A 12,931-nucleotide genomic window follows, 5' to 3' on the forward strand; every position below is an offset into this window, starting at 1 on the left:
CACCAACGACGGCGCGCGCCCGCGATGGCGGCGCACCCGCGACGGTGGCGCACCCGCGACGGCGCGGCGCCGGACCGTCGCCGTTTCCGGCGGCGATCCGGCGCCCTGGCCTGGTGCGCGGGCGCGCTCCCCTCCTCGCGACGCACCCGCTCACCCGTCTGTGGCGCACACGCAAAGATGAGGGCCCCGCCGCGAAGACGCGCGGGCGGAGCCGGATGCGACAACTGTACGATCTTCACGGGCCGTTCACAATGTTGCGGAAGCCTCACGGCGCACACTTTGTTCGGGAACTACCGTCTTGTGGCGGCCAACTCACCAGTAATGTGAGGGATATGACCGGTAACCGCTTTCGTGCCGATGAGATCGACACCAGCAAGCCGCACTCGGCCCGCATGTACGACTACTTCCTGGGCGGTAAGACCCACTACGCGGTCGACACCCACGCCGCCGAACAGGTCGAGGCCGTCTGGCCCGACGTCAAGCCGTGGACCCGTGCCAACCGGTCATTCATGCACCGCGCGACCCGCTGGCTCGCGCGCGAGGCGGGCATCCGGCAGTTCCTGGACATCGGTACCGGTATCCCGACCGAGCCCAACCTCCACCAGGTGGCCCAGGAGACAGCCCCGGACTCCCGGATCGTCTACGCGGACAACGACCCCATCGTGCTGGCCTACGCCCAGGCCCTGTTGCTCTCCACGCCCGAGGGCCGCACCGCCTACATCCACGCGGACGTCACCGAACCGGAGGCCATCCTGGCCGCCGAGGACCTGGCCGACACCCTCGATCTGTCCCAGCCCATCGCCCTGTCGCTCAACGCGATCATGCACTTCATCGCGAACGAGCAGAAGCCCTACGAGATCGTGCGACAGCTGGTCGAGCCCCTGGCCTCGGGCAGCTACCTCGTGCTCTCGCACGGTGGGCTCGACCCCCGGGGCGGGGTCTCGGACGCGGTGACCAACCTCTACCGCAGCAGCGGCATCCATGTGCAGGGCCGCACCCAGGAGGAGGTCCTTCAGTTCTTCGACGGGCTGGAACTGGTCGACCCGGGCGTGGTGATGCCCCACCGCTGGAAGCCCGAGGACGAACAGGCCAAGGCGGAGGCGGAGGCCAAGGACCTGTGGATCTACGCGGGCGTGGCGCGCAAGCCCTGACCGGGGCGCGCAAGCCCTGACCGGGGGCGCGGAGGCCCTGACCCGGGGCGCGGAGGCCCTGACCCGGGCGCGAGACGCTGCCCGGGGCGCAAGCCCGGCCCCGGGCAAGACCTGGCCCGGGGCGCAGGCCCCACCCCGGGCAGCCCCCGGGCGTCCGTCAGCCGAACAGCCCCCGGGCGTCCGTCAGTCGAACCAGCGGGCCCGCGCCAGCTCCTCCGTACGGGTCAGATCCTCCAGCAGGGCCGCCACCTCGAACCGGCGCGACCAGTGGCCTGCGGCCCATGCCAGACCGGCCGCCACACCCTCGACCGTCGAGGCGTGCAGGGTGCCGTCCACGTACCGCCAGTCCAGCTCGTCCTCGCCCTCGATCAGCAGCTCTTCGTGCTCGATGTACGACAGCGGGGCGCCCGGGAGGAGTTCGCGGACCGCCTCGGGCACCTCGTGCGGATCGCCCTGTGAGGTCACCCGCGCCGGGTACGCCTCGCTCAGCCGCCGCACCTGGAACAGCTCGGCCAGCTCCGCCGCCCGGGTGGGCCGTACGGGCAGCAGCGCCCGGCCGTCCGTCTCGGCCAGCGGCATCAGGTCCGGGGCGTCCGCGACCAGTGCCTCGCCCGCCTCGACCACCGTCGGCTCGCCGTCCACGATGGCGCGTACGTCGTCCGGCAGGGTCACCTGCTCGGGTTCCAGGTCGGCCAACTGCCCGTAGATGGCATGGAGCTGGGCGGGGGTCACCTCGCGGTCCGGGTCGGCGAGGCGGGCCAGCAGCTCGGCGGCGCCTCCCGGTTCGTCCAGCAGCGCGGCGACGGAGGTCCGTACCCCCAGCGCCCGCAGCACCTGCTCGTCCTCGAACCCGGCCGCGTCCACCGCCTCGTACAGCCCCGCCAGCAGCGGATCGCCTCCGGCCGCGCGCAGCCCGGCGGGGCGGCGGCCGTCCAGCACCGGATGGCCGCGCAGCCACCACGCGGTGTACGAGCGCACGGTCTCCGTCGTGCCGTCCGGCAGCAGCACCCGCACCGGCGCGGTGAGCGCGTCGCGCAGCGGCGGCTGGGCGAGCATGGCGAGCGCCCGCGGCCAGGCGTCGTCGTCGACCAGGTCCAGGTCCCGTACGGCCACGATCTCGGTGGCCACCGGCGGCACCGGCGTCTGCGGCAGCCGGTCCAGCACGTCCTCGCACCACACGTCGACGGCGTCCAGCACGCCGACGTCGTCCGGCTCGGTGAAGTCGCCCTCGCGCGGCTCCAGTTCATCCGGGTCCAGCACCACATCGGTGGCCCTGACCAGCGTGAAGCCCGCCAGCACACCGACCGCGGCCAGCGGCTGCTCGCCCCAGCGCTCGGCCAGTTCGGCGTCGCACGCGGCCAGTTCGCCCTCCCGCATCACCTGCTCGAAGGCGCTGCCGGGAAGGACCAGTTCACCGGCCGGGGCCAGCTCCCCGTCCTCGTCCGGCAGCGCGAGCGCGGCGAGCCACGGCTCGTCGCCGGGCGCCAGCCGGGCCTGCTGGACCAGGCCGAGGACGGTGTCGGCCAGCGTGTCGGCGTCCAACGCCGCGCCGAGGGCCTCGCCCTCCTCCGCGAACGGGTCGTACTCGTCCTCCGCCTCCAGCGAATGCGCGACGGCGGCCCGCACCTGCGGGGTCGTCAGCACGGCGCGGGGGGTCGCGGGGGTCGCGCCGAGCTTCTCCAGGAGTGGATGGGCGGCGTCCGGATGTGCAACTTTCAGACCGAGGCGGGCGAGGGTGCGATGCGTAGCGCTGACCGCGCCGCCGCGCTCGGGGGCCTCCGTGGTCCCGGCGAGTCCGGCGGACTCGGCGGTTCCGGCCATCCCGGCGGGCTCGGCGGTCTCCGCGGCCCAGGCGGACGGTGCGGCCTCGGCGGTTCCGATGCTGTCCAGGTCGCCGTCGGCCTCGCCCGGCAGCGGCAGCAGCACCTGCCGGGGCCCGATCGTCGTGCGGCCGTCCGCCAGCGGCACCGGCAGCCCGCTGAGCCGGTCCGGGTCGATGCCGCCCAGCGAGTCGTACAGCCGCCGCCACCAGGCCGGGGCGCGCTCCACACCCGCGAGCCGGTCGATGAGCTCGCCCAGCGGCACCCGGGCCACGCCCAGCACCCGCAGCTCCGAACGGCGCTCCAGCCCCGCGGGCAGCAGCGTCGGGAACAGCTCGGCCAGCACCTCCACCGTCTCCGCGCCCGCGCCCTCGACGACCTCGGCGTCCCGGGGCCGCAGGGCGTGCGGCTCGCCCTCGAAACCGCCGCGCGCCAGCACGTCGTCGTCCCAGTCGGCCGGGGAGTCGGCCGCGGCGACCGGCGGGGCGGACACGGCCGCATCGCCCGCCGCGGGGCCGCCCTGGGCGGCGTCCGGCCCGAGCGCGTCCGGCGACCCGAGCCAGCCCTCCACGGCCTCGGTGCCCGCGCCCACCGCCGGGGCGGCGGCGCTGGGCAGGAACGGCACCCTCGGCAGCCGCTCCAGCACCCTCCGGCGCAGCTCCCCGTCCAGCTCGCCCTTGCCCAGCTGGCCCGGGACCAGGTCGATCGTGCCGACCGAGACCGGATGCCAGTCGCGCAGCAGCGTCGCGTACGACTCGGCCGCGCGGTCCAGCAGGAAGTCCGTGAGCGGGCCGGGGGCGGTGTGGCGGCGGGTGGGCTCCAGCGGGAAGGACGCGATCAGCAGCGCCGGCATGCCCAGCGGCTCATCGGTCGGCGTCGGGGCGTGGACGACCGGGGCGGTCGCGGACCGCACCGGCGCGCCCTCCGCGTCCACCGGCACCGCCCAGGTCACCGACCACACCGGGCGCAGCCGCTCCTCCACCGGACGGTCGGCGAGCAGCTCCGGCTCCAGCCGCCCGCCGGTGCTCTCGGTGCGCCAGCGCGTCGTCCCGCGTGCGCCGCCGGCCTCGTGGCTGCCCTCGCCGCTGCCCTCGCGGCTGTCCTCGATGACGGTGTACGGGCCCTCCTGGCGGCGGCGCAGCGTCCGGGTGCCCTCGACGGTCTCGACCACGACCTCGGCCAGACCGGGGAGGGTGAGCAGCAGCGCGTCGTCGATCCCGGCCAGCAGCCGCTCCGCCACGTCCAGGGCGGCGCCGTCGCGCAGCGGCAGCACCACGACGGTGTCGTAGCCGTCCGGGGCGATCCCCTCGGCGGGCAGCGGCAGCCGCAGCAGCGGTACGTGCCCGTCGCGGCGGCGCAGCTCCTCGGCGAGGCCGGGGCTGGTGGCGGTGGCGTGCTGGGTCAGCTCCCGCGCCTCGGCCAGCGACCAGCGCACCCCGCCGGTGCGGCCCACGACCGCGGGCTCGTCGCTCACCGCGAGCACCGCCGCGAAGCCGACGCCGAACCGCCCGACCGCGCTCTCCGGCTCGTCCCGTTTGGCCGACGCCCGCAGGGTGGACAGCGATTCGACCCCGACCGCGTCCAGCGGCGCCCCGGTGTTGGCGGCGGCCAGCACGGCGGGCTCGCCGTCGGTGGCCGGCCGCAGGGTCAGCCGGAGCCGTCCGGGCACCCCGGCGCGGGCGGCGGCGTCCGCCGCGTTCTGGGCCATCTCGACGACCAGCCGGTCGCGGTGGCCGCCCAGCGCCAGGTCCTCCTCGGCGTTGGCGTCCTCCCGGAACCGCGCGGGCGACGCGGCCCAGGCGTCCAGCACGCCGCGCCGCAGCCGCGCGGTCCCGAACGGGTCCGCGTCCTCGGTCGCGCCTCGCACCATCGCCGTGCTGCTCACGTCTCGCCTCCGGAGTTCCTGGTCGGGGTTCCGTCCTGCGCCGCGGCTCCACACCGCCGAGTCCCCCGCGGTGCGGCTCGCCCCACCGCGCTCGTCGTTCCCTCGCGTGTCGCCCTTGCTAGCCGCGAACGTACCGCTATCCGCGCCCAAACGACGCCTCGGGCTCCAGACAACCGGATTCCCCGCCTCAGCCCCGAGTCCTCCCCCGCCTCAGCGCCAGGTCTTCCCCGCCTCGCCCCGAGCCCATCGGCCCCCGGGGACACCCGGCCCCGGCCGCCCAGCGCCTCCGCCCAACTCGGCGGGGCCTCCACCGGCAGACCGCCCCGCAGGGACGGAAACCGGGGCGGCCGGGCTCGCCGTTGGGCCTGACGACGGGCGGTCGGGGCAGATCGGACGCGTGAACCGGTCGGACGCGTGAACCGGGCCGGGCACGGCCGGGCCGTGTCGCACGGGACCGCCCGCCGGGCGCGCGTCGCACAGGGCTGCCCGCCGAACGCCGTGCGCGCCGCTCCAGGCTGCCCGCGGCCGTCTGCGGACGGCAGCCCGGCAGCCGCGCCGGGCCGCCGCGGAGCAGACGGCTGGGCGCACCGAAGGCGCCGCGAGCGCGCGTCACACAGGACCACCCACCGGCCGCGCGTCACACAGGCCCGCCTCACACGGAGCCGCGGCTCACCGACCGCCTCGAGCCGCGCCGTCCTGCGCAGGGCCGCCCGCCCCAGGCGCCGCGGGGCTCCCGGCCGCACCTGCCCACACGTCGCCGGACCAATCCGGAGGCGCGTGGCCGGGGCATTGGCGAGGGCGCGGGGCCACCAACGCGACGACCAGCCGCGGCGGCACGTGCCCCGACCGGGCAGCGGCCGAACAGCAGCCGTCACCGCCACCCCACGGAACGGCAGCAGCGGGGGTCCGCAAAGCCATCACGGCGACCGGCGCACCGCCGGAGCGGACCACCTGGCCGGGCCTGAGGCGCGTCTCAGCGATGGGCGACGGCGCGCCCGCCAGGGCGCCCCGCAGGCCGCCCCAGCCGTGGCCCCCGCAGGCCGCCCCAGCCGTGGCCCCCACAGACCGCCTCAGCTGTGGCCCAGTTCCTCCGGCGGGGTGTCCGCCTCGACGGAGCCGCTCGCGCGGTCCGGGTGGAGGGGGAGCGGTTCGACGACGGTCTCGTCGACCACGGGCGCGGACGGGCGCGGGGGCTTGGGCATGACGGCCGCCTCGGAGTGGGCGCCGCAGCCGTAGGAGAGGGAGACGACGCGGCCGTCCGCCGGGCTGAACTCATTCGCGCACACCCCGAACGCCTGTCCCAGCGAGCCGCCGAGGGGCATCAGGAAGCCACAGGTCGCGCACGTGCCGGGGGCCGCCTGGGCCATGGGGGTCTGGGAGCCGTACGCCTCGTCCCAGCGGTCGGCCGCGACGTGGAGGCCGTAGCGCGACAGCACCCGGGCGCGGCGCATGCCCAGCTCCTCGGCGACGGCCGCGATCGAGCCGGTCTTGGGCGCGGCGGTCTGGGCGACGGGGGCGCCGGCCGTCACATCGGCCTCCTCCACCGCCGCGAGCTGCTGCATCTCCTCCGAGACCACGGAGTTGGGCGGCGGGATGTCCTCGCCCGTGTAGCCGGGCTCCAGGCGCAGGTCCTCGGCCTCGGTGGGGAGCAGATCGCCCGGCCCCATGTCGCCGGGGCGCAGCCGCTCGCTCCAGGGCACCCACTCCGGCGCGAGCAGCGCGTCGGGGCCGGGGAGCAGTACCGTCTCGTCCAGGGTGACGGCCTTCGCGCGGGAGGCGCGGGTCACGGTGACCGCCCAGCGCCAGCCGCGATAGCCCGGATCGGGGCTCTCGAAGAGATGCGTGACCACGCGGTCGCCCTCGGCGACAGCGCCAAGATAGTCGCCGACCTTCCCCGGAAAGGCGGCTTCCATGGCCGCCTCGCGGGCGAGTTCGACCGCCTCGGCGCACAGGCGGTCGGGGGTACGGCTTCGCATCGCACTCACAGGATCGATTCTCTCTTCCACGCCGTCGCAGCCGTCTGACCTGGTGCGCCAGCCGTACGGCCGGAACGCGGGACCGCGGACGGAGCGGACCATGGGGCCGCCTCGACGTCCGCGCCCATCCGGCCTTCGGGCGCACCTTGTACGTCCCATTCTGCGGGATGGCTACTCGGCACACGGCCAGGAACGACCCTCGGTGGCGCGGTTACGCACGCTACCTTGTCCGGCCGCGCAGCCCCTACCCCCGTCCCATGCCCGTCCCCGGCCGCCGCACCGCCCACCCCCTGCCCGCCCGCTCCGGGGAAACCACATTTCCGCTGGACAGCGGGGTGTTGCCGATCCCCGCCGACGGCGCCGCCATCCGGAAAGCCGTCGAAGGTCTGACGCCGGGGCCGCGTTGGCTGCACCATGGTCAGGTGGCAGGCACGCGGTGGTACAGCGGCGGTTCGACCAAGCGGTCGGGCCGCTGGGTCGTTCATGCGCTCCGTCTGCCCTTCGCGCTCCGTCTCCCCTTCACCGCGGCCGGACGGGGCATCCGCCGGGCCACCCACGCCCATGGGGCCGGGGAGTCGGGGCTCGGCAAGCTGATCGAGCTGCATGCGGTGAACTCCGCGGGCGACATGATGATCACCGTCGCGCTCGCGTCCACGATCTTCTTCTCGGTCCCGACCGACGAGGCCCGCGGGCGGGTCGCGCTCTACCTGGTCATCACCATGGCGCCGTTCGCGCTCCTCGCGCCCGTCATCGGCCCGCTCCTGGACCGCCTTCCGCACGGCCGCCGCGCGGCCATGGCGGGCGCGATGCTGACCCGCGCGGTGCTCGCGCTGACGATGGCGGGGGCGGTGGCGGGCGGCGGCCTCGAGCTGTATCCGGCGGCGCTGGGCGTGCTGGTGGCGTCCAAGGCGTACGGAGTCGTCCGTTCCGCCGTCGTGCCACGGCTGCTGCCACCCCACTTCTCCCTGGTCAAGGCCAACTCACGGGTCACGCTTGCCGGGCTGCTCGCGACCGGCGTGGCGGCCCCGCTGGGGGCCGTGCTGCATCAGATCGGTCCGAGCTGGCCGCTGTACGGGGCATCCGTGATCTTCCTGCTGGGCGGATTCCTGTCGTTCACCCTCCCGCCCAAGGTGGACTCCGCGAAGGGTGAGGCGAGGGTGCAGCTGACCTCGGGACAGCGCCATCTGCATCTGCCGGTGACGGTGACGGTGCGTAGACCCAAGGCCAGGGTCGGCGGGTCCAGGACAGCCTTCTGGGCCCTCTTTTGGAGCTCCATTCGCAGGAGCGGTTCCGGGCGGCTCGGCCTCCGTACGGTCGGCCCCTCCGTACTGCACGCCCTGCAGGCGTGCGCCGCGCTGAAGACCCTGTCCGGGTTTCTCACCCTCTTCCTCGCCTTCCTCCTCCGCGACCAGCCCGTGGGCGGGCTCGGCCCCGAGGTCTCGCTCGGCCTGGCCGCCGTCTGCGCGGGCGGCGGCAACGCGCTGGGCACCGCGATCGGCGCCTGGCTGCGGGCGCGCGGCCCGGAGCGGATCATCGCGGTGGTGCTGAGCTCGGCCCTGGCCGTGATCATCGTGTCGGCGACCTTCTACGGCGCGGTAACGGTGGCCGCCGTGGCCGCCACGGCCGGAATCTCCCAGGCGCTGGGCAAGCTGTCGCTGGACGCGCTGATCCAGCGCGACGTCCCGGAGGAGGTCCGCACCTCCGCGTTCTCCCGCTCCGAGACGACGCTCCAGATGGCGTGGGTCCTCGGCGGCGCCATCGGCATCGTGCTGCCGCTCCATGGGGTGCTGGGGATGGCGGTCGCGGCGGCGGTGCTCGCGCTGGGCGTGGCGCTGAGCGTCCGTGGGCTGCTGAGCGCCTCCCGGCAGGGGGCGCCGTATCCACGGGTGGCCTGAGGCACGTGGGCGAGGGCCGGCTTGATTTGCCTGCACGGCGGCCGGCCCGACCCGCCTCCGCGGCTCGCCCGACCCGCGCGCGAAGTGATCGGGACGGCCCGATAGCCTGCCCGCATGACCGCTGCGCTGTTTTCCAGGGGCAAGGGCCGCCGCGCCGCCACCGCCGCCTGTGCTGTGTCCCTCGGGCTCGTCGCCCTCTCCGCATGCGACAAGCCGACCCCGCTGGCAACGGTGACGGTCGGTTCGGAGACCGTGACGGCCGAGGCGAGCGACGGCTGCTACGGCGACGGCAAGGACCTGAGCTCGGCGAAGTTCAAGGCGTGCCTGTCGGCCAAGCCCGAAGAGACGATCAAGGTGACCCCCGGGGACAAGGTGCGGATCGGGGTGGACCCCGAGATCGCCAAGTCGAGCTGGGGCCTGATCGCCAACAACCCGGTCATGGCCGAGGCGAGCAAGGAGACGTACCGCAGCTTCGACAGCGACACGCTCTTCGCCCAGCAGAACCCGCAGACGGGCCAGACCACGCTCGAGAAGAAGGTCACGATCACGATCGCCGAGCTCGGCAAGAGCAGCCAGGGTGTCAAGGGCATCTGGCGCTTCACGCTGGAACGGGACTCCTGACAGGATTCCTGAGGTACGGGACTTTGCAGGACGAAGCGCCGCCCTGACGGGGCCCGGCCGCACGGGGAAGACTGGGCACGTCGAGAGAGCCCGACGCACCAGGAGCACCAGCCACGCCGTGACAAGGGGGAATCGTCCATGCGCGTACTGATCGTCACGGCCGTGCCCGCCGAGCGGGACGCCGTGGTGCGGGGCGTCGGTGCCACGGCCCCCGAGGTGGCCGAACTCCCCGTCCCCGGCGGGATGATCCACCGGCTGAGCCCGGTGCCGCCCACCGGGCCGCCGCTCACCGTGGACGTCCTGGCCGCCGGGGTCGGCCCGGCGGCCGCGGCGGCCGGAACCGCCGCCGCCCTGACCGCGGCCGCGGTCGCCCGTACCCCCTACGACCTCGCGGTATCGGCCGGTATCGGCGGCGGATTCACCAGCGCGCGCCCCAACGCCGCCGCGCTCCCCGACGCCGCCGCACGCCCCACCACCGAGCAGCCTGCCCCCGCGCAGCCTGCCGCCGCGCGCCTCGGCTCCATCGTCGTCGCCGACGCGATCGTCGCCGCCGACCTGGGCGCCGAGACCCCCGACGGCTTCGCCGCCGTCACCGACCTGGGCTTCGGAACCGTCGAGCACCTCCCGCCCGCCCCGCTCGTCGCCGCCGTCGCCGAGGCGACGGACGCCGTGCGCGGCACCGTGCTCACCGTGTCGACCGTGACCGGGAGCGCCGAACGGGCCGCCGAGCTGCTGCGCCGCCATCCGCACGCCGCCGCCGAGGCCATGGAGGGCTTCGGCGTGGCGGAGGCCGCCGCGGCCCAGTCCGTACCCGCCCTGGAGGTACGGGCGATCTCCAACGCCGTCGGGCCGCGCGACCGCGCCGCCTGGCGGATCGGGGCGGCGCTCGAGGCGCTCACCAGCACCTTCGGAACCATCGCCCCCCTCCTCGGCACTTGGACCTTGGACCCGGAAGGAACCCGGCAGTGACTGAGCCCCTGAAGATCGCCTACTCCCCGTGCCCCAACGACACCTTCGTCTTCCACGCCTGGGCCCACGGCCGCGTCCCCGGCGCGCCCGCGCTCGATGTCACCTTCGCCGACATCGACATCACCAACGGGATGGCGGAGCGCGGTGAGTTCGATGTGCTGAAGGTGTCCTACGCCGTACTGCCGTGGGTGCTGGACGACTACGCGCTGCTGCCCTGCGGCGGCGCGCTCGGGCGCGGCTGCGGTCCGCTGGTGCTCACGCGGCAACCCGGCGAGGGGCAGCAGTTCACCGGCAAGGACCTGGCCGGGAAGACCGTCGCGGTGCCGAGCGAGCGTTCGACCGCGTATCTGCTCTTCCGGCTGTGGGCCGCCGCGGAGGTGCCGGGCGGGGTCGGCGAGATCAAGGTGCTGCCGTTCCACGCGATCATGCCCGCGGTGCGGGACGGCGAGGTCGACGCCGGGCTCGTCATCCACGAAGCCCGGTTCACCTATCAGAATTACGGGCTGCACTGCCTGGCTGACATGGGTGAGCACTGGGAGCAGACCACCGGCCTGCCGATCCCGCTCGGCGCGATCATCGCCAAGCGCTCACTGGGCGAGCAGCGGCTGCGGGAACTCGCCGACGCCGCCCGGACGTCGGTGCGGATGGCCTGGGACGACCCGGAGGCGTCGCGGACGTATGTCCTGGAGCACGCCCAGGAGATGGACCCGGCCGTCGCCGATCAGCACATCGGGCTGTACGTGAACGAGTTCACCGCCGACCTGGGCGAGAACGGCTACGCCGCGGTGCGCGGGCTGCTGACCCGCGCGGCGGCCGAGGGGCTGGTGCCGCCCCTCGGCCCCGGCGCGCTGGACGCGGTCTGACGTTCCGGCGGAATTCCGGCGCTCCCCTGGAATGCGGCTGGGGAATTCCGCCTGACGGGATGTCGTAGGTGCGGGGCCGATCAGGTCGGCCGATCGGATCGGCGGTCAGGTCATACGTCGAGCTGGTCGGCCACCGCCCGCAGCATGCCCGCGATCTTGTGGCCGTGTGCCTTGTCCGGGTAGCGGCCGCGCTCCAGCTGCTGCGTCACGTTTTCCAGCAGGGTGGTCAGATCCTGGACGATCGACGCCAGCTCATCCGGCTTGCGCCGCTGGGCGGCCGCCACGGAAGGGGTCGGGTCGAGAACGGTGACGGACAATGCCTGGTCTCCGCGGTTTCCGGCCACCACGCCGAATTCCACGCGCTGGCCCGGCTTTAGCGCGTCGACGCCTTCCGGAAGCACCGACGAGTGAACGAAGACGTCGCCACCGTCATCGCGGGAGAGAAAGCCAAAGCCCTTCTCACTGTTGAACCACTTGACCTTGCCGGTAGGCACGTCTGTCTCGTCCTCGTCGCTCGTCGGAAAACACGGAAAAACAGCTCTCGATAGCACTACAGCGGGTCGTAAGACCCGCCACCACCAAGGCTAATGGTCCCGAGCCTGGTGACAAGACGTACCCGGGTGGTTCCTATGCGCGCTCTGGCACGGATCTACCCTGGTGCGGTGAGTAATGAAACCCCGCACCGTGGCGGCTCCCCCCGCTCCCCCGGGAGGCACCCCTTCCCGGCGACCGGCTCATCCGGTCCGGCGTCATCGTCTTCGCCATCGGAGCGGTGGCCACGCTCGTCACCGTCGCACCGCTCTTCCTCGGCGCGGATCCGCTCCCCTCGGTCGCGTACTTCATGTGCATGCTGATGGGCGTCGGCTTCGCCCTCGCCGGCGCCGGGCTGCTGCGCTCCATCGCGGCACAGCGGCGGCAGGCCGCGGCCACCCGGGCGCCACGGACGGCCGTACCGCCGAACGGGTGAATCAGCTTGGATCAGCCCGGGGTCTGTTTCACCCCGGGATCCGCGTCACCGAGCCGATCAGCCTGCTGGGGTGACCTCCTAGGCGCGACCGCCTATGTGCCCCGCCAGCCAGGCCGGGAACGCCGTCAGGTCGTCCAGGACGACATCGGCGCCGGCCGCCAGCAGCTCATCCGCCGGGCAGGGCCCGGTGGCGACCGCCACGGACAGCGCACCGGCCGTACGGGCGCCCCGTACGTCACCCGTGTGGTCCCCCACGTACACCGTCGCCCCGTACTCCCGCAGCGCCTCCGCCTTGGCCTCGGCCCACAGCCAGCCGATGACCGCGTCCGCCTCGATGTCCAGGTGGCTCAGGTGCAGCTTGGCGTTGGGCTCGTGCTTCGCGGTGACGACGATGGCCCGGCCCCCGGCCCGCCGCACGGCCTCGATCGCCTCACGGGCCCCGGTCATGGCCGGGGTCGGTCCGATCGCGTACTCCGGGTAGAGCTCGCGGTAGAGCTCGCCCATCTCCTCGACGCGCTCGTCGGGGAACCAGTGGACCAGCTCCTGCTCCAGCGGCGGACCGAGCCGGGTGATGGCGAGATCGGAGTCGATGTAGGTGCCGGTCCGGGCCGCGAGCGCCTCGTACGCCGCCTTGATGCCCGGCCGGGAGTCGATGAGGGTCATGTCGAGGTCGAAGCCGACGGTCACCGTGTGTGACCCGGCCTCCGCGGCGAGGCCCGGGTCGGTGGTGGGGACGGGGGACGGAGCGGAGTACGAAGACATGCCCGCCATTGTGCCTCGACCC

General features: G+C 74.2%; 10 protein-coding genes. 6 read left to right on the forward strand and 4 right to left on the reverse strand.

Annotation, left to right across the window (positions count from 1 at the left end; all coding sequences use genetic code 11):
* Window positions 1-332: 332 nt before the first annotated feature.
* Window positions 333-1,151, forward strand: coding sequence for an SAM-dependent methyltransferase (locus tag BLV72_RS14320; protein ID WP_093462658.1), 819 nt, complete (start codon window positions 333-335; stop codon window positions 1,149-1,151).
* 183 nt (window positions 1,152-1,334) lie between these two features.
* On the opposite strand, the gene BLV72_RS14325 is transcribed toward BLV72_RS14320, so the two are convergent.
* Window positions 1,335-4,841 carry a sacsin N-terminal ATP-binding-like domain-containing protein gene (locus tag BLV72_RS14325; RefSeq protein ID WP_093462659.1) on the reverse strand — a complete coding sequence of 1,169 codons (3,507 nt, stop codon included), beginning with the start codon at window positions 4,839-4,841 and terminating at the stop codon, window positions 1,335-1,337.
* A gap of 1,085 nt (window positions 4,842-5,926) precedes the next feature.
* Window positions 5,927-6,832, reverse strand: coding sequence for a DUF3027 domain-containing protein (locus tag BLV72_RS14330; protein WP_093462661.1), 906 nt, complete (start codon window positions 6,830-6,832; stop codon window positions 5,927-5,929).
* Between the two features lie 422 nt (window positions 6,833-7,254).
* On the opposite strand from BLV72_RS14330, the gene BLV72_RS14335 reads away from it, so the two are divergent.
* From BLV72_RS14335 to BLV72_RS14350, 4 genes are all read left to right on the forward strand, one after another.
* Window positions 7,255-8,727 (forward strand): MFS transporter, encoded by a 1,473-nt coding sequence (locus BLV72_RS14335; protein ID WP_425288517.1) that lies wholly within the window; start codon window positions 7,255-7,257, stop codon window positions 8,725-8,727.
* 114 nt (window positions 8,728-8,841) lie between these two features.
* Complete coding sequence (locus BLV72_RS14340; protein ID WP_093462665.1) at window positions 8,842-9,348, forward strand: hypothetical protein; 507 nt, start codon at window positions 8,842-8,844, stop codon at window positions 9,346-9,348.
* 138 nt (window positions 9,349-9,486) lie between these two features.
* Window positions 9,487-10,317, forward strand: a complete 831-nt coding sequence (gene mqnB / locus BLV72_RS14345) for a futalosine hydrolase (protein WP_093462667.1) — start codon at window positions 9,487-9,489, stop codon at window positions 10,315-10,317.
* Window positions 10,314-11,180 (forward strand): 1,4-dihydroxy-6-naphtoate synthase, encoded by an 867-nt coding sequence (locus tag BLV72_RS14350; RefSeq protein ID WP_093462669.1) that lies wholly within the window; start codon window positions 10,314-10,316, stop codon window positions 11,178-11,180. Before mqnB ends, BLV72_RS14350 begins: the two co-directional genes overlap by 4 nt.
* 110 nt (window positions 11,181-11,290) lie before the next feature.
* On the opposite strand, the gene BLV72_RS51050 is transcribed toward BLV72_RS14350, so the two are convergent.
* The gene (locus tag BLV72_RS51050; RefSeq protein WP_014061494.1) at window positions 11,291-11,674 is read right to left on the reverse strand and encodes a cold-shock protein; all 384 of its coding nucleotides are present in this window, start codon (window positions 11,672-11,674) and stop codon (window positions 11,291-11,293) included.
* A 242-nt stretch (window positions 11,675-11,916) separates the two neighbouring features.
* On the opposite strand from BLV72_RS51050, the gene BLV72_RS14360 reads away from it, so the two are divergent.
* Window positions 11,917-12,147, forward strand: coding sequence for a hypothetical protein (locus BLV72_RS14360; RefSeq protein WP_093462671.1), 231 nt, complete (start codon window positions 11,917-11,919; stop codon window positions 12,145-12,147).
* A gap of 78 nt (window positions 12,148-12,225) precedes the next feature.
* Here the strand turns inward: BLV72_RS14360 and BLV72_RS14365 are convergent, their stop codons facing one another.
* Complete coding sequence (locus BLV72_RS14365; protein ID WP_093462673.1) at window positions 12,226-12,918, reverse strand: HAD family hydrolase; 693 nt, start codon at window positions 12,916-12,918, stop codon at window positions 12,226-12,228.
* Window positions 12,919-12,931 lie beyond the last annotated feature (13 nt).

Origin of the sequence: Streptomyces melanosporofaciens (assembly GCF_900105695.1) — a bacterium.
Classification (GTDB): domain Bacteria; phylum Actinomycetota; class Actinomycetes; order Streptomycetales; family Streptomycetaceae; genus Streptomyces; species Streptomyces antimycoticus.